This window comes from Halobacteriovorax sp. DA5, assembly GCF_002903145.1.
In the GTDB taxonomy this organism is placed as follows: Bacteria; Bdellovibrionota; Bacteriovoracia; order Bacteriovoracales; family Bacteriovoracaceae; genus Halobacteriovorax_A.
The window spans coordinates 225,519-242,874 of record NZ_PPDJ01000007.1; the positions used below are offsets into that span (position 1 = coordinate 225,519).

Annotated in this window: 14 protein-coding genes; 3 read left to right on the top strand and 11 right to left on the bottom strand. The window is 34.0% G+C overall.

From position 1 onward, the window contains the following. Positions 1-11 precede the first annotated feature (11 nt). The 4 genes from C0Z22_RS10335 to C0Z22_RS10350 form a co-directional block, all read right to left on the bottom strand. A complete protein-coding gene (locus C0Z22_RS10335) occupies positions 12-551 on the bottom strand; it encodes a hypothetical protein (protein ID WP_103218294.1) in 540 nt (179 codons plus the stop codon). Between the two features lie 31 nt (positions 552-582). After that, the gene (locus C0Z22_RS10340; RefSeq protein ID WP_233189719.1) at positions 583-1,269 is read right to left on the bottom strand and encodes a hypothetical protein; all 687 of its coding nucleotides are present in this window, start codon (positions 1,267-1,269) and stop codon (positions 583-585) included. A 19-nt stretch (positions 1,270-1,288) separates the two neighbouring features. Next, the gene (locus C0Z22_RS10345) at positions 1,289-2,617 is read right to left on the bottom strand and encodes a M23 family metallopeptidase (protein ID WP_146037865.1); all 1,329 of its coding nucleotides are present in this window, start codon (positions 2,615-2,617) and stop codon (positions 1,289-1,291) included. 64 nt (positions 2,618-2,681) lie between these two features. Then, positions 2,682-3,185, bottom strand: coding sequence for a GrpB family protein (locus tag C0Z22_RS10350; protein ID WP_103218297.1), 504 nt, complete (start codon positions 3,183-3,185; stop codon positions 2,682-2,684). A 45-nt stretch (positions 3,186-3,230) separates the two neighbouring features. Between C0Z22_RS10350 and C0Z22_RS10355 the strand changes: the two genes are divergently transcribed. Further along, on the top strand, positions 3,231-4,196 hold the full coding sequence (locus tag C0Z22_RS10355; RefSeq protein ID WP_103218298.1) for a YeiH family protein: 966 nt from the start codon (positions 3,231-3,233) through the stop codon (positions 4,194-4,196). A 10-nt stretch (positions 4,197-4,206) separates the two neighbouring features. Here C0Z22_RS10355 and C0Z22_RS10360 read toward each other — a convergent pair whose 3' ends face one another. Then, positions 4,207-5,184 carry an SAM-dependent methyltransferase gene (locus C0Z22_RS10360; protein WP_103218299.1) on the bottom strand — a complete coding sequence of 326 codons (978 nt, stop codon included), beginning with the start codon at positions 5,182-5,184 and terminating at the stop codon, positions 4,207-4,209. A gap of 293 nt (positions 5,185-5,477) precedes the next feature. Here C0Z22_RS10360 and C0Z22_RS10365 point away from each other — a divergent pair, with 293 nt between their 5' ends. Further along, complete coding sequence (locus C0Z22_RS10365) at positions 5,478-6,710, top strand: hypothetical protein (RefSeq protein WP_103218300.1); 1,233 nt, start codon at positions 5,478-5,480, stop codon at positions 6,708-6,710. Between the two features lie 166 nt (positions 6,711-6,876). Here C0Z22_RS10365 and C0Z22_RS10370 read toward each other — a convergent pair whose 3' ends face one another. Continuing rightward, the gene (locus tag C0Z22_RS10370) at positions 6,877-7,578 is read right to left on the bottom strand and encodes a hypothetical protein (protein ID WP_103218301.1); all 702 of its coding nucleotides are present in this window, start codon (positions 7,576-7,578) and stop codon (positions 6,877-6,879) included. Positions 7,579-7,645: 67 nt separating this feature from the next. Here C0Z22_RS10370 and C0Z22_RS10375 point away from each other — a divergent pair, with 67 nt between their 5' ends. Further along, a complete protein-coding gene (locus C0Z22_RS10375; protein ID WP_103218302.1) occupies positions 7,646-8,545 on the top strand; it encodes a helix-turn-helix domain-containing protein in 900 nt (299 codons plus the stop codon). Positions 8,546-8,865: 320 nt separating this feature from the next. On the opposite strand, the gene C0Z22_RS10385 is transcribed toward C0Z22_RS10375, so the two are convergent. From C0Z22_RS10385 to C0Z22_RS10405, 5 genes are all read right to left on the bottom strand, one after another. Next, positions 8,866-12,993 (bottom strand): hypothetical protein, encoded by a 4,128-nt coding sequence (locus C0Z22_RS10385; protein ID WP_103218304.1) that lies wholly within the window; start codon positions 12,991-12,993, stop codon positions 8,866-8,868. Further along, positions 12,990-14,702 carry an ankyrin repeat domain-containing protein gene (locus C0Z22_RS10390; protein WP_103218305.1) on the bottom strand — a complete coding sequence of 571 codons (1,713 nt, stop codon included), beginning with the start codon at positions 14,700-14,702 and terminating at the stop codon, positions 12,990-12,992. The genes C0Z22_RS10385 and C0Z22_RS10390 overlap by 4 nt, the downstream gene beginning before the upstream one ends. Then, entirely contained in the window at positions 14,699-15,541 is an 843-nt protein-coding gene (locus C0Z22_RS10395) for a hypothetical protein (RefSeq protein ID WP_146037866.1), read from the bottom strand. Before C0Z22_RS10395 ends, C0Z22_RS10390 begins: the two co-directional genes overlap by 4 nt. 74 nt (positions 15,542-15,615) lie before the next feature. Next, positions 15,616-16,272 carry a hypothetical protein gene (locus C0Z22_RS10400; RefSeq protein WP_103218307.1) on the bottom strand — a complete coding sequence of 219 codons (657 nt, stop codon included), beginning with the start codon at positions 16,270-16,272 and terminating at the stop codon, positions 15,616-15,618. A gap of 18 nt (positions 16,273-16,290) precedes the next feature. After that, complete coding sequence (locus C0Z22_RS10405; RefSeq protein ID WP_103218308.1) at positions 16,291-17,289, bottom strand: hypothetical protein; 999 nt, start codon at positions 17,287-17,289, stop codon at positions 16,291-16,293. Positions 17,290-17,356 lie beyond the last annotated feature (67 nt).

Sequence of the window (17,356 nt, forward strand, 5' to 3'; positions counted from 1 at the left end):
AAAAAAATATATTAAAATGCAGCGTCGAGAAGAAGATCGGCTGTTCCATCCAATAACCTCTCAAGAGCATTAGGTTTCGTCTCTTTGTGAAGAAATGGTCCATCGGAATAAACTGCAGACTCTAGAACAAGGCCAGAAGAAACAAGTTTTGATTCGCCGTTAATAGTTGTTCCACCAATAAAATTGAATCCAACTGCTTCCCCATTCGTAATATCACAAGTAATCCTAGGATTCCTGCGATTTAAAAACATTTGAGTATAATAATTTTCGACCTCAGCATCATCGGCAAAGCAATGTGTACAGCCTTCATAATTTGGTCGTGGAGTATTCACAACCTTATCCAAGGGAATAACACATTTATCTTTTCCATAGGTTTCTATAACGATGACACGCCCACTATCTGCTGAAAGCCTAGTCTTAACAATTTTTTTAATCTTATAAGTCTTACTCTTTTCGCTAGAGGTGCGAATTGTTAATGTATTCATTTCGGTCTCATCAGCAAGACCAAAGAATACAAATTGAAATATGAGAAGTGTTTTAATTAATCTCATACCTACTTATCGTAATAATTTTTGCTAAGCTTTAATCAACAATTGCATCAGGAACTGTAACATAACGAATTCTATGTTGTAGATCTTGAGAGATATTATTTTTAATCCATTTCTTTAGGTCACTTACATTTCTCTGTCTCATATAAGAGAGATCCACAAGAATGTGGATATTGCCTACGGCCTCAAGCTTATGCTTAATACTGTTGCCAGCATTTTCAATATTAAAGCGCCATGAATGAGTTAGAAGTGGAGAAATTGGAGTTTTGACATCCCAGAAGATGCCATTACCATCAACAAACTCCGTTCCCTCAGGACCTCTTTCAATTCCTGCAGCAATAATTCCCCTCTCTTGAGCATAAAGACCACTTACGGCCTCTAGCTGACTCGTCTGAGTTTGCTTAAAGTTATGGTCCGGATCTGATGCGAGAGAATCAAAGTCTTCATGTGAAAGATACTTTGGGTTCACAGATGCTCCCTGCTCTTTAAAGATATGCCATAGCATAATATTCTCTTCAATATTTAAGGGAGAAAGAAAAGTTCGAAGAGCACTTGAACAACTTATTTCAGAAACTGATCTTGAAGTTGAGTAAGAGCTTATTGATCGTTGGCCTTCTTTAATATTAGAAGAATAAAAACCTAGGCCAACAAGGCAAAAAAGAACTATAGATTGAATTGATAGTACAAAGAGCTTTAAACGCATATGAACGTTTATCGACAATCTTTAATAATAGTTGAGCTTATTCTTTAGGTAAAAAGCTAAAATTATCAAGAGCACTCGGGAAACGCTTGATCTTATCTAAATTAGCGACAAGATATTTTGATTCTTTACTAATTTGTAAATCAGCAACCACACCTATAATTTTACTCACTTGATTTTGTAAATTAGCAAGGCGCTCTCCAGTAAGCTTAGGAGTTGCGATCATTCTTTTATTTAAAGGATTCAGCCATCTACCTCTCGAATCTTTAAATCCAAAATGTAGGTGTGGCCCAGTAACTCTTCCAGTAGCTCCTACTGTTCCAATCACTTCATGAGACCTAACCCATGCACCTACTTTCACATTACGGCGGTGAAGGTGATAGTAAAGAGAAGTTGATCCATCTCTATGTCTAATCCCAATCTTATTTCCCGCAAATTCATTGTAAGTAGACATGATTACTTTTCCAGCTGCAACGGCATGAACCCTCTCTCCAGTTCTTCCTCTTAAATCAATTCCTCTGTGCATAGCTCGCTTACCCGTTACAGGGTGCATACGCCAGCCATAGCTTGAACGAATGTGAAGTCTTGGAAGTGGATAGCGAAGCCCAGAATTAATTAGGGCCTGACCATTTGGTGTATAGTGTGCTGTATAAGTCGAACTTTTCTCTTGGTCTTCATAGAAATAAGCTTCATGACTGCCAGCTTTTACTCCACTATAAGAAGTAAAAAGAACTTTCGTTTGAACTGTTTTTTTAGAATGTTTTCTTTCACTAAGAAGAACTCTGTAGTTGTCTCCCGCACGAGCATTCATTCTAAAGTTAACCTTGCAAAGTAAAACGTTAACAACTTCATTAACAACTGATCTTTCTAGCCCCATGGCCAAAAGATCATCTTGTAGTGTCGAGCCAGAGTTTAGTTGTCCCTCGATCATACGAGGTTGCCAATACGTATCTAACTCACTTAATGAGTAATCCCACTTACCAGTATCTTCATTTAAAGAAACGACATGTGTTTCATAATCATTTTGAGCAAAAGAAAATTTAATAAGTTTGTTGTATTCGTCGAATGTTGCTTCTAATCGATCCCCTACTTTCAGCTTTGAAAACTCAACTTCATCTCTAAGTTGATTGATTAGATTAAGGGCCTGCTTATTATCGATATTAATATTTTGTAGTGCCTGATATAGACCTTGGCCTCTTTTGATCTCACCCTTCTTAACAATAGTTGTATGAATAAGAGGACTCTTAGGAATCATAGTAGTAGAGCTAGATGCTTCTACATTTTGAGACACATAAACTTGTTGGCAGCCAGTAAGGCCACTTAATAGAATTAAGCTAATAAATAATTTCGACATCTTACTAATAAGCATAGCAAACTTATCGGATTTTACCAAAAAATCTTAACCAACTCTTAACTTAAAAACTCAATAATTTCTAACTGATCTTAGATAATACGGCCTCAATAAATCTTGTCTTCATTTCTTCATAAAGAGCAATATCATTTGAGTGATTTTGTATGAGATTCAACTTTGCATTCTTATACTCAGTCGCAATCATAGGCTCTGCATTTAAATAATCTCTAAAGTCTAAGATATCACTGATACTTTCATCACCTTTTTTAAGAATACGCACACTTGTCAGCACTCTATTGCCTTCAGGTGCTTTACGCTCAAATAAGAAGTGTTTTGAATCATTTGAAGTTAGGGAAAATCCTTGGGCCTTGAATTCATTTCGAAACATTTCAATGCCATCAAGAGTATGGACAATACATAGAATATCAAGGGTTGGACGAGCAACAACTTTTGGCATAGCAGTCGAGCCAATATGCTCACAACCCATTAAATTATTTCTCAAAAGCTTTGCCAGAGACTGACTCTCTTTTTCAAATACTTTTAACCAAAAATCATTATATTCTACTAATTCTATCTTATTTTCCATGAAGCGAACTTAGCATAATCATAAAAAGAGTGCGATAGTAAAGTTATGAAAAATCAAAGCGTAAAGAAATTACTATTCATCGTCCTCTCTATCCTATGTTTAAGTCCGTGGGTGTCTTCAGCGACGGCCCTTTTTGCAGGAATCATATTCTCACTATTTATAGGAAATCCATTTCAAGAATGGACTACTAAAGCAGTAAAGAAGTTATTGGCCCTAGCTGTAATTGGTCTAGGAGCGGGAATGGATTTGAATGTAGTGACAAAAGTTGGATTGCAGTCAGTTGGGTTTACGGCACTTAGTATACTGGCAGTATTTGTTGTAGGAACTTTACTAGGAAAACTTTTTAAAACACCGCTAAATACAACACTTTTAATAAACTCCGGAACGGCCATATGTGGAGGTAGTGCAATTGCAGCTGTCGCTCCTGTTATCAAAGCAAAGAATCATGAGGTAACAGTCTCATTGGCCGTGGTATTTACATTAAACGCCGTTGCTCTCTTTGTTTTTCCATGGGTTGGTCACTTATTAAAAATAGATCAGACATCATTTGGACTTTGGTCGGCTTTGGCGATTCACGATACAAGCTCTGTTGTTGGAGCATCACTGAGTTATGGACCGCAGGCACTTGAGGTTGGAACAATTGTCAAATTAGTTCGTGCACTATGGATTATTCCATTAGCACTTATCTTTAGTGTTACAACTGCCATGCAACTTAAAAAGCAAGGTGCATCTGTTCAAACAAAAACAAAGAAGCCTTGGTTTATTTTAGGATTCATCACGGCAGCAGCACTTGTCACTTTTATCCCAGAATTAAAGTCGCCAGGACTAATGATTTACGCCGGAGCAAAAAAGCTTATGGTTTTAACTCTCTTTTATATCGGTTCGAGTATTACATTAGATCATATTAAAGAGGCAGGAATTAAGCCTATGCTTCAAGGTGTGATACTTTGGTGTTTCACAGCAATCTCAACACTTACTTTAATCATGACTAATATTATAAATTTCAAATAAGAAAGGAGATCTATCTTGTAGCTAAGATAATATACTCTTTCTTATGTGATGGAACTTGGCGGCTAATAATATTGTTAAATCCCCAATCATAGAATTGATCTTCAAATGATTCGATATTCTCAATATATTCCATCTTCACAACCTGAACGGTGAAAATAACACCTTTTAGTGTGCGGTTATACTTCTTAGCAAGACGTAAAACCTCTTTAATGGATTGCTTCGGATTAATATTAATATCTGCATGAATCCAGCGAACCTCTTCTGGCAGGTCTTCATGAGAAAGGTCTTGAACCGATCTTTTGATGTGTGAGAAGTTTTTATTATTAGCTAAACTTGGATCATTTTTTGCAGGATCAATTCCCACAACCTTGCAGCCTTCATTCAAAAGAAACTGTGACGCTCCACCAGGGGCACAACCAAAGTCTAGCCATAAATCACCTTTGAATAATTTAACGGCATAGAGTTTTACAATTTGAGCAAGTTTTAAATATCCTTTAGAAACTGCATTCTCAGGAACATCAACTTCCACCATTGAATTAGGATAGCGAGTACAACCACTTGCAACAGAGTGGGCACCAAACCAAATTTCATCAGGGCCAAGACTAATTAAATCAATAACAGTCTTTCCTTCAGCACTGTAAGCATTCACTTCTCGTCCAAAAACCGCCTCGGCATCAAAGTCAGTTTCGCAGCCAATTGCAAAGCTATGAATCATAAAATTTTCGATATCAAGGCCGCTACTCTTTACATCTTCAACGATCGTCTCCGGTTTCGACTTTCCATAAAAAATCCCACAACGTGTAGCAAAAGTAAGCTGTAGTTGAGAGATGGTTTTTAAGTCATAAACGACACCAGTATTTTTAAATGTAACAAAGCCCTTCTTTGAAAAGCTAAAGGTAAATTCTGGATAGAAGTTTTTAACTTCTTCTTTTAAAAGAATTTCATTACCTGGGTTCGTACAAATAAAAATAAATTGTTGCTGACTCATATGTCTCCTGGACACTTATCGGATGATATACATTTAAAGACCAATCTTATCACATATCTAATTTCATTTAAGTATATATTTATACTACTCAATCCAATATTTATTCTTGTTCTCACTGATATTCCTTACCGGCCCAACCTAGTCTTTATTATTTTTAAAAATCTTCCTGCGAGATAATTGAAATCAAAAGTCGTTTAAACTTTCTTCAAATATACAGAAAATGACACCCCGGCTTTTGTGATTTTAATAACTTAAACCATAACCGTTGGCATTTAAGTTGCTCTATAAATCTCATGTTTATAAGACTATTTAGATATTTACTACTAGCGGCTTTCTTCGCAACGTCGAGCATTGCCTCTGATATAAGTCTTAATGACCTAATTGAATCCCGTGGTAAGGACCTCGTTTCAGGACAAATCATTGAACTTATGAATGGTGAAAAGGTCGAGTTTATCAAAACCCTTGGTGCTGGAAATACAACAACCATCCATGAAGTAAAATCAGGGAATAATATCTACGCCTTAAGAGTGCCAAAATATCACGGAGCATTTAATACATTTTCAAAATATTCAAATTATATCGATGCCTTCTATCTAGGACATGCGAGTCTTGAAAGCCAAGGAGTTTCAATTCCTGAGATCTATGCATATGAGAAAGAGAATTACCTACTCGTTGAAAAATTGAATCTCAAAGATTCTTTTGACCTTGATGCATTCTTCTTAAACAAAGAAACAATAAATCCAGAAGATTTTGCAAAGGCCTTAGATAAACTTCCAGACTTTTTCGAATCGATTGCGGCCTACACATTAGTGAAAGATTTCCACCTCGGTCAACTCGTCTACTCTCCTCATGATGGAAGGTGGATTCTCATGGACTGGACCCACTCACATGAACTATTTAAAGATGGCCAAGACAAGCTTCCATTCACAGTTGATTCGGTAAAAATTCAAGCTGAAAAATATGAGAAGACATTTAAATTAACTGAGGAGTTTAAAGATCTTTTTAAAAGAATTGAATCACGTATGCAGAATAAACGAAATACTATTTTGGATAATGATAAGCTCTTCCTAGAAAGCCTAAGTTCACTTAGTACAGAAGAATTTATGAGTGCAATTCAAAATCCTCCCAAAGGTTACTCAAACAACCTGACACTAGGGATAATCGATCGTCTCTCATTAATGAACGTACCAAATGAATTGCCCGAATATCTTATTGCCAACCATGGAGACTTTAAATACCTCTTGGAGAGATTTCTTGAGCGCACAGACTCAATTGATGATCTTGTGACACTTCTAAATTTGAAAGACAACCTTGGCATGAAGATCGATTGGAATCTTGAAATGAAAATTCAAAAGATCATCACAAATAGTGACTCCAACACACCTATCAATCTTTATAGGAAGCTTCTCGATCATAACTTTGTTACAAGCTATGCAAAGGCGTGGATAAAGCGCGAACGCTTGGACATTGAGACAAGCAATAATTGCGTTGATGTACTTCGCCAACTGGTAAGCAATCCCCTGTGAAAAGGGCGCGGGTACAAATGGAAATTTTAGGTACTTACACGTAATCCCGACCCATTTCACGACAATTATCCATTGAAACTTTAGTAATCTAGCAAATATGGACCCTCAAATGACTTTTAAAGGCATATATAACTCTTCGTAATCTCGAAAAGTACCCGCGCCCCTTCTAGGAGCGCTCCTTGCTTTTCATTTTACCTAAGAAACCTAAATTAATGACTGTAGACAGGTACATATTTGGGTTTTCGTTCATTCTCTTTTTGAGAAGATCAATCATATACGGAATATGACCCTGAGAAGGATACTTAGCATATACTTCAGAATAATTTTTTTCATTCAAGCGATGACTCCACAAATCTGCAACGTCCACACCAGCCCCATAGTGCAGATATTTAAGTTCGTTACTTTTATTCTCTGCATGCCCTATCGCTCCGTGAAGAAGAATCATTTCATGAATAATATCAAGCTGCCTTGGTGTTAAGATATCCTTACAATGAGCACATGCATCATCTGCACCAACAAGCTCAAAAGTCGTACCAGTACAATCCTTGATTAGCCCCAGATCATGCAGAAGCGATCCAATAAAGAAAACTTCGTTATCAACCTTTTCATCATTTAAACTCATTAAAATCTTTCCAAAGGCGTAACTTCTTATTCCATGATTGAAGAGCGGTCCATCATAGAGCTTATCAGCAAGAGCAATAATATTTTGTACCTTTTCGCTCTTTGGAATACTCCACTCAACGGAATTGATATAGCTCGCACTTCTTCTCGTTAACGCCATCTTGCTACGATAAATAGTTTCTTTTAAGTCATATTTGATTAAGCTCTTGATTACCCCACACTTGTGAGGAGGTTTAATTGTGTTCATAGTAACTCCTTAAGTAAACTATACCTAAGTCTTGACTTAAACTACATTGTCACTTATGACATAAACTATGCAAAATACGACAACATTAAATATTCATATTCTAGATTGTAAAGATTCTTTAAAAAGCACAACACAAAACTTTATCGATTACTTTGAAATACTAAGATATATAAATGATAAGGTTATATTTAATATCACTAACCAAATGAACACAAAAATAACAGCAGGAAAAGTAGCGGACTACCTTATCCTTCCCCCTTGCTACAAGCCTCAAAAGGCCACAAAAGAGGAAGCTAGAATAATAAGTGCCCATATATCATCAGAAAAATCAAAAATAGTAGCATGCTGTGGTGGAGCACTAAAACTAGCATCCACAGGAGCACTTGATAGAAGAAAAGCAACAACACATTGGCTATTTGAAAAGAAGTTAAAAACAGAGTATCCAAAAGTTAATGTCGAGGCCCACAGAACAATCATTGAATCAGGAAAGATTATTACGGCAGGCGGAGTTCTTAGTTACCTTGATGTCATTTGCCTAATAATAAAGAAAGAGCTGGGGAAAAAGACAGCCAGAAAGTATAACGAAATTATCCAAGGGCCAGGGATTCGTGAGTATCAAATACCAAAGCAGAAAAGAGATGGTAATCCTGAGTTAAATAATTTGTTTGCAATATACGACAAGCTAAAAGGCGAAGATATTTCCTTAACAAATATTGCACAAGACATGGGTATGTCACCTCGAGCTTTTCAACGCCATCTTAATGAGAAGTACGGAATAACTTTTCGCGACAGCCTAAAAAAATATCGTCTAAAGAAAGTTCAAGAATATATTCTAAAAAATATTCCTATAAAAGAAATCTCTTTCAGACTCGGTTTTATAGATGATATGAGCTTTAGACGTTTCTTTAAGAAGGAAATGAAAATGCCAATTTCTCAATACAGAGACCTTCTCTTATTGAACATATAGATTCTGTTCTACCTAAAACATACTTTTTATAATTGTATAAATATTTTTGTAGAAATTTGCACTGAATAAGAAGTCATAAATAGACTTATCAGTATTCTCCATTGAGAAATAGATAATGATTGGTAATATATAAAATATATTCGTACTTATAATCCTTATCGTTTCGAACTGTGCAGATCCATTTTTCTGCAAATACTTTCCCAAAATGTAGTGAAAACTTAAGTAAACAATAACATAGGGCCACACGAAGTTAGCAAATGTCGATAAATAGAAGAAGTTATAAAAACCAATCAAATACAAGATAATTTTCAAAACTTTAATTAGTCGATTACTAATAGACATAAACTTCCTTTTATCAAATAAGAACTGTCACCATTATTTAGAACTACAGAAGGATTTAACTCTACTGTACTAATCTTCACATCTAGACTTTCGGAAACTTTTTCAGTTATTTGAGATTTACTATAATTACAAACATTCAGAATCTTCAAACTTCTATTTATAATATAAACTGAACCATTGAAATTGGATGTTAACAACATTTCTAATGCTTTGAATTTGAGTCCGGCCTTCACTATTTCAGCTTCACCCTTGAATGATACTCCACTATCGTAAAAATGATAAGAAGATACAATGTTCTTAAACACATTACCATTTTCAACAAACAGTTTTTCATTTAAATCAGAAACAGCTAAACCAAAGATGCCTTCAAAAAGAATCTCTATTGATTTAACTGAAAATAACTTATCAGCACCACTTCCAAAAATGGTTTTTGTTAAATTAACTAATAGCTTAGATGGGATTACATCATCAAAAAAACTTGATAGTTGCCCCTTAAACTGTTTACTAAAAGGAATCGATAATATCACGTCACTCAAACATGAAACGATTCGCGTACCATCTTCAAGAGATGAAGTGTGTATCCCTAAGCGAATGCGGTTGAAATACTCATAACTACATTTAAGCATACCAAGACTTTTTGCAACAACTGGCCCACCTGGAACAGCATGAAGAATAGGATTAGCAATAACAAATATTACATCAATTATCTCTTCAGCTCTTTTTGCATCGTTAATCTGATCGGCCATTTTTAACAGAGAAACAATAATTGAAAGATTTTGATTTTGCTTTAAATCCTCCATTTTAGCATCAGGGTAGATCTTACGAAATCTTGAAATTACTTCTAAAATACGCTCTCTTACGATACCTGTTGAAGTAAGTTCAAAATCTAGTGGAGACTTATCCTCTTCATCTACAGAAATTGGCATTCCTGATTCATCTACAACAAAATCACCATAGCTAGTAAGGATCTTAACTGAAGTAAGTTCACCATCTGTTACCTTTTCAATTGTCACTTTATCCTTTAAAGAACGAATAAATAAATCACGACCTTCAATAGTATAAAGACCCAGAGAGTCCTTCATATTTGTAGCTAAAACATCGAACCACTGACCTAATAATGAAGGAATATTTTCTTTAGAATAAGATTCAAGCGTTTCTAAATTCTCGAAGTTAAGAGATATTGAATTTATTACTAAAGGGGCATATTTATGCTCTTCTTTAACGATCAAAGACTCAACAGTGAGCTCTCTATCGATTCCTAACTCATCTTTTAATTCACTTCGCTCACTAGCATTAACTTCTACCGTCGTTTTTAGAAATTGATTCTTAAAAACTAGTTCCTCAATTGAAATTAGCTCATTTAATACTTGATTATCTGGAGACTTAATCTCTTTTAATTCTTTTGATTTTAAAACTATATCATTACTTATTATTCTGGCCCTATCTAATAAAGAAGCTTCTTGTGTCTTAAGGTTTTCAATTTCAAGGGCCATTTTATCAAGATTATTAACTTGATAACGATATGTATGTTGTGAATCATAAACCGAAGAATAACTTGCATATTTCAATGAAAGGGACATAACTTTATCATTGAAATCTTTTGCGAGCTTAGTACCATTATCAGGAAGTAAAATGCTTGGAGCACACCCCAACATCCCACACCTCATAGCATCCTTTAAAGATGCTATTGAGTTTAGTTTCTGCACAGAAGAATAAAGACTATTCCAAGTATTTTCAACACTAGAAATATCCCCAAAACGCTTCTCTATTTCATTCTTTAAGCCTTCGACTTCTATCCTTACATCATCAAACTCTAGGTCTCTCCCATATTCAAGAGCAGCAAGTTCATTTCTAACATTATTTTCTTTTAATTTGATTTCATTATTAATTTTTGTTCTAAACTCTTGTATTTTCTGACTAGAAAATGCTTTAAATTTTGCATATTCATTCTTTGTAAAATTATAATTCTTTAACATATCGTTAAATATTCGGCTTGATCTTCTACGCTTCTCATTTAAATTTTCAATTTGTTTATCTAATTCTTCAATTCGCTTAACCATTGCCTTACGTTTTGTCGTCCACTGGCAAGTATTTGGGTCATGCCCCGGGTGATTTTCTCTTCTCTTATAATCTTCTTTACTCCTAACAGCAGAAGCTATGTTCGCATTCGCCTGTCGTATTAGCTTGTCATCTTCATCCAGATTTGATTTAGCATGATCTAGCTTACCTTTTTCATGTCGTACATTAGATTCGAGAGATAATAATTCACCACTATAGTAAAACTTAGTTTCTTCAATAGAAGCTAAAAGTTGCTTCTTAGTTTGAGTAAATTCTTGTCTAACGATATCAATTTCAAGAGAGATTTTATCTTTGCCCTCTTTAAATTGCTTAAGAACACCTTCTAGCTCATTACGATGAGAGCTAAACTCTTTCAATTCAAAATTAACATCATTTACAAAGTTGATGATATTACTGAGTTCCCCTTTTAACTGAGAAACACTAGAATTAATCGTTCGATTAAAACCCTCACTATCAAAACCATCTAGACTGGCCTTAAGCTTTTGATAAGATGCGACTGTTTCAATCTTCTTTAGTTTTATAGCATTTAAAGAATTCTGTGTATTTCTCAAATTCGATTTAAGATCTTCAATTTCTTTTAATGCAAAAGAAAAGTCTTCATCTTCAACTGATTTTAATTTTAGGATATGTGATTTAAAATTAGATACTGATTTTGCAATATATGCATCAACGTTATCATTAACAAATCTGTCAAATAAACGATCGCCGATATAAGAGTCGATACTGTTTAAGTCCTTAGCAACTTGGTCAACAGTTTTAATATCAGCATTTAGATTAGGTGTATTTAATTGTGCTGAATCAACTCTAGGTAATTCATTTAAAGTCGCTCCAACCTCTGCAGGATTTGCACGTGGAGTTGTTACGTCTGCTAAGACAACGGCACGGTTTCCGAATTTGTCCACATGTGTGAAATCATACTTTCCTTTCAATTCTTTAAGAATAGAATTTAATAGCTCAGGCTTATACTTAGCAAGTTTAATAACAGCATCAGTACCATCATTATTTTGGACATTGATTAAATCAAGATTGTCCTTTATATAATTTTCGGCATTAGCATTATCAAAATTATCAATTATAAGCATTAATGCTGTATCACCATTTCTATTACGAAGGCTAAGTTTAAGTCCTCTTTTAATCAAAGAATCTACGATTAATGGACGATTTTTGATAATTGCTAGATGTAGGTATGAGTTACCTTCAATATCTTTAATCTTAAGATCTTTTTGTTTCTTAATAATATTTAATAAAATATCATCTGGAGCATCATTTTTAAGCGCAATCTCAAGAAGACTCTCCCCTTTTGGACCACTTACGATATTTGTACGATAATTCGACAATTCTTTATAAGCCTCGAAATTTTTTGTAATAATAAGCTGATAGATAAATCCTGTTTCAAATACATCCAAACCAAGTGATGCAAGATAAGACATTGACCACTTATTAAGAGAATTTGATTTAATCAGAAAATCTAAAACAGAAGTATTATTTATTTTAATATTAATCGTACGGTACTTACTTAGGTACTGCTCAAGTTTTTTTGACTCTCCATTAACAAGAGAACTCTTCAACTCATCTATTTGACTAATTGAAACATCTTGAATTTTTTTATACTCTGCCTTAATAAACTTTTTTATTGATTCATTACTATTCTTTTCTAGATAATAGAAAATATCACGCTGATGCTTATCTTTAACTTTTAGATCAACACCATTTGCCATAAACAGTTCAATTAATTCGAGATCATCAAACTTACTAAGAGCAATCGTTATAGGTGACCTACTAATATAATCTTTTGCATTAACACCTAATTTTCTCGTGATTAAATACTTCGCTACATTTAGTTTTCTTTTATGGAGAGCATAAATTAATGGTGTTTGTCCGGCCCTATCTCTTGAACTACTTGATAGTTCTTCATACTTATGTTTTGCAAGTTTTTCAACACTATCAATATCAATAGCACTTTTAACACTATCAGATATAGCAAGAATATTCAGAGAAAATAAAAATAAAATTAATAATTTACTCATAGAACACCACTTAAGACTTTATTGAGATCCGTGATAGAAGCTATATTATCTTTTAACATTCTTCTTTCACTCTTACTCAAGTGAAAATATTCTTTTTCTAAAGCTGTCTTTACAAGATAGCTAAAATATTCAATATTTTCCTTTTGAGTAACTTGACTCTGATATTCATAGTCATCAAATGTTCTCTCAAACTGGTCATTGAGATTGAATGACTTTGAACTACTTAGTGTTGCACCATTTTCAAGTAATAATCTGATCATCTTCAAGTCTCTTTTATAGACCGCGTAGTCTATTGGAAGCTTTCCTCTAATATCCTTTTCATCGACTCGTGCACCATTTGCGATTAACTTTAATGCTTCACTATAATTTGAACTTCTCACTCTCATCGTCAATAGTGTTTTACCTTGATAAAGAGTATTAATGTCAGCGTTTTTGAAGAGATACTTCTTATCTGAAAAAATCAGCTGTGGACGACATGTCCCTGCGACTTCAATACTCTTTTGATCGAATGATAATTTAAGCGAATCATCACGTACGCTGATATTGTAGTCCCCATATCTTAATACACGACTAGAAGGTGCAGCTTTTTTATACATACCTTCTGAAATCTCATTTTGAACCTTATCAAAGCTAATATTTAAATCTTTTAAAATTCTAAACTCCTGTCCGAGGTCTAATACATACTTTTTAAAGCCAATATTACTATCACTAAAAACATCACTTACATCATATTTATACTTAGTGAAATGATTTTTAGTTAGAGAATAACTAGTTTGTAACATTCTTGTTTTTGGAAAACGGTATGAAATCAAAATTTCAAGAGACTCAAATGACATCTCTTCTTTAATATAGACACTAATTGTTTTACTGATTCTTTCGGCTTGTTTAAAGAGTTTATACTTGGCATCTTCTACATTTATTAATTTTTCGTTAGCTTCATTAAATCTTAAAGTTCCAACACTCGTTACAATTTCTTTAACAGATTCAAATTTATCATTATATTTTATAACAAGATTTAGTTTCATTCCTTCTCTATCATAAGATACAATGACAAACTTATCTTTAGAGATCCCAAAAGCAGAAATAAAGTACTGATCCGCTAGATCAAATGAAACAGGAGTAACCGAATTATCTTTAGTATCTAGTACTTGAAAGCTTCCCTTATCTAAAACAAGAATTGCATCAACTACATTTAATTTTGTATAAATGCTATCTTTAGTGAAGTTTATTTCCTTTTCTTCAACACTAATTAAATCCCTATTTCCATTATCTAAAACATACTTCTTTAATGAAAGACCTCTCCCACATTGAGAACCATCATCAAGTACAAAGATATTATTCATACGAACACTCTTAACTTCACAGTCATGACTGTAAGTCATATTTGTATGACTGACCGTTAAGTCTGGAAATAGATCAACCATATCGATAAGATCTTGTGATAAACCTTGATCAACTTCAACTGAGCTCTTAGCATTGATTAACTTATTTTGAATCTTATCGTCTAAGGAATAAACGAACTCTCCATCTGATGAATAATCGATACCATAAAGATAAATATTTCGACAATAATAGCTTGATGTCCCCTGATTCTCTAAAGTATAAACAGATCTGAATAAGTCGCTATTTGCTGGCTTTCCAGTTACAGCAATTGATTTTCCAAAAGAAAGGTTCGAATAGAGAAGAATTAATAAAGATATCATTCTCATTGCATATCCTTATTGATGATAGAGACATCTCCAACTCGGCCAAAAAAGATATAATCGCCACCACCTCTTAAAGATGTTCCGATTCGTCCTGGCTCACCTGGATTACCACCACTTCGTTTCCACAGTCCGCATCTTACAGAGTCACCACCAGAGCCACCTGCACCACCATTTCCAGGATTGCCAGCAAGTCCCGCGTATTGTCTTACATTTAATCCAAATGGTATTTGTCCTGTTGTAATAAGAGGTAAGTCACTTTGCCATGTGATATTTATTGCACCGACACTTCCAGGGAATCCACCTTGTCCACCATTTCCGCCATGTCCACCGTTGGCACCGCGATTTCTATCACACTCAGCATGGCTACCACCTTGACCGTCTGATCCATTTCCACCATGACCTCCACTTTCTCCAACTAAGACGACATCAAGCTGTCCGAATGAGGCAATATTAATATCTAAATTTAACTCTTTAATTCCACTGATTCCGCTTCGACCATTTTTTCCATCTTTTCCATCACGGCCTTTATCTCCATCACCACTTTTAGCACGCTCATGATTTACACGCTCCCCATCTTTCCCTTTCTCTGCCCTTGGAATTAAATCTTCGAAATACTCTTTTAATCCAACTTCTCCCTTATGACGTACAATATTCACATTGCTTCTTACTGACTGAGCAATATAGCCTTTGCCATGAATATGGAGTTCTTCAATAGTTATTTTTGCTATTTTGTTAGAGAGATCTCTTGGAAGGAATAAAACAGACTCGTTGTTTAGAGTAAGTTTTTTGATGTAGAGAGAGTAAACAGAGTCACTTTCTTTCTTAAATTTTTTTAGATTCAAATAGACTGTTTGATTAGGTTTTACAAAAAGCTCTTCTGCAAAAACAAAAGAGCTTAATAAACAAAAAAATATAGTTATAGTTTTAAATTTTCCCATACTGGCGTCAAATGCTTTTGCGTTTCCTTTAGTTGGTCTAGTGCCATTTGTATTTCAAGTGGCGTGTCTCTTAAGTCTTGTCCGTAGTCAAATAGATACTCTTTCAATTCCTTTACTTCATCAATGCTGTCATATCCGAATTTAGCTTTAACCAATTCAACATCACCTTCTAGGTGTGGAACAAATTTTTCAAGTAATGCTCCCGTTGCTCGCATATTATCAATTTCATTAATGAAGTTTCTTTCCTTTACTGCAATATCTTGGCTAATATTGATTAGCTTTTGGAAATAGAAGTTTTTCTTATTTTGAAAGACGTTATTTCCAATATCAATGATCATCATATCTTCAATTTCTTTAGCTTCCTTCATTTTTGATTTTTTAAAATCTTTCGCACTCTTTTCAAGATTTTCTAACTTATCAAATTGCTTTTGAAGGTTTTGAGCAAAGATCGATAAAGCACTCTTTACATATTTTGGGTTACCTTCTAAACAGCTATATTCTATAAATGGAGCAAAACCAGAATTATTTGATAGAAATTCATCCATCTGTTTTAGGCTTATATCACAATAATTTTGGGCAAAGCTGTTATTACTAAACAAAGCAAGTAGTATGCCAATTACTATTGTTGTTCTCATTCTAAACTCCTGGAATTACTAGTATTTAACTTTGATATAGTTAAGGTCTTTATCAAAAATGTATATTGATTTATCTTCATGTTTACTTGTTAGACACTCTGGGTGCAGGCCTTTTTTAAAGGCCATTGTATATAAAACGCCATTTTCGATTCTCTTTGAAATCATCCCGGTTTTATAATTCATCTCAACGCACTTGTGGCTTAATCCTGTAATAGGGTTTGATGTAACAAAGGCCCCTTTATCAGTTTCGTTAATTACTTTAAACGAAATTTTATTATAATCCTTGTCTAATTCTTCAATATTAAAATCGATTTTAAAGTTTTCACTAAGAGCATTATCAATATTAATAGACTCAATGATTTCAAATTCTTTTCTAGAAATATTGTCACTTGAAACTTCTCTAACCATCTTCAATTCATTATCAAACCAAAACTCATAGGTTCCATTTTGATCGAGATTTCCGACTCGGCGTGCAGCGAGATACTGAATAGGTGCATCTGAAATATGAGCAACATAGTTTTTAAGGTTTTCACTATCATCCCTTCTCTTCAAAATGATTGTCCCATTTTCTAATGATTTTGAATTCGGTGTACTGTCATAAAAGCTATGACGAAGAATACTTTCAGCTTCAATTACATCGAATACTTCAAGAATAAGTTCTTTGTTAGAGCCTTTTTTTCTAAAGACTGGATTAGTCCCAGAGATATCTAATACTTCAATATTAGATAAATCAGAAACACTTAACTGGGCAACTAGTTTAGCTGTATCACGAGTTTTAAAAATTAGATTGCCGTCGCTTAACTCACTAACCAGATTTACAGGACTATAAGATATCGATAAATCGTCGTATTTTACTCGCTTCAAAATATCAATATTTTCCAAATTGAATTTGCTTGTATTCGCAACAGAAGAGACTTCTGTAGAGTTACTTTCATGATTTATACGACTATTTGTCTTATCTTTACATGAAATTAAAAGTGACGGTAAGACTAATGATAAAATGAATAAATGCTTCATTCTAACTCCTAATAGTTAACTATTGCTTAAAGTTAGCATGAATAAATTTTAGTTTGTGTGTTACATG

Bases quoted from the DNA above. Each gene is read 5' to 3' on its own strand.
- C0Z22_RS10335 (WP_103218294.1), bottom strand. From the start codon at position 551: ATGAGATTAATTAAAACACTTCTCATATTTCAATTTGTATTCTTTGGT.
- C0Z22_RS10345 (WP_146037865.1), bottom strand. From the start codon at position 2,617: ATGCTTATTAGTAAGATGTCGAAATTATTTATTAGCTTAATTCTATTA.
- C0Z22_RS10350 (WP_103218297.1), bottom strand. From the start codon at position 3,185: ATGGAAAATAAGATAGAATTAGTAGAATATAATGATTTTTGGTTAAAA.
- C0Z22_RS10355 (WP_103218298.1), top strand. From the start codon at position 3,231: ATGAAAAATCAAAGCGTAAAGAAATTACTATTCATCGTCCTCTCTATC.
- C0Z22_RS10360 (WP_103218299.1), bottom strand. From the start codon at position 5,184: ATGAGTCAGCAACAATTTATTTTTATTTGTACGAACCCAGGTAATGAA.
- C0Z22_RS10365 (WP_103218300.1), top strand. From the start codon at position 5,478: ATGTTTATAAGACTATTTAGATATTTACTACTAGCGGCTTTCTTCGCA.
- C0Z22_RS10370 (WP_103218301.1), bottom strand. From the start codon at position 7,578: ATGAACACAATTAAACCTCCTCACAAGTGTGGGGTAATCAAGAGCTTA.
- C0Z22_RS10375 (WP_103218302.1), top strand. From the start codon at position 7,646: ATGCAAAATACGACAACATTAAATATTCATATTCTAGATTGTAAAGAT.
- C0Z22_RS10385 (WP_103218304.1), bottom strand. From the start codon at position 12,993: ATGAGTAAATTATTAATTTTATTTTTATTTTCTCTGAATATTCTTGCT.
- C0Z22_RS10390 (WP_103218305.1), bottom strand. From the start codon at position 14,702: ATGAGAATGATATCTTTATTAATTCTTCTCTATTCGAACCTTTCTTTT.
- C0Z22_RS10400 (WP_103218307.1), bottom strand. From the start codon at position 16,272: ATGAGAACAACAATAGTAATTGGCATACTACTTGCTTTGTTTAGTAAT.
- C0Z22_RS10405 (WP_103218308.1), bottom strand. From the start codon at position 17,289: ATGAAGCATTTATTCATTTTATCATTAGTCTTACCGTCACTTTTAATT.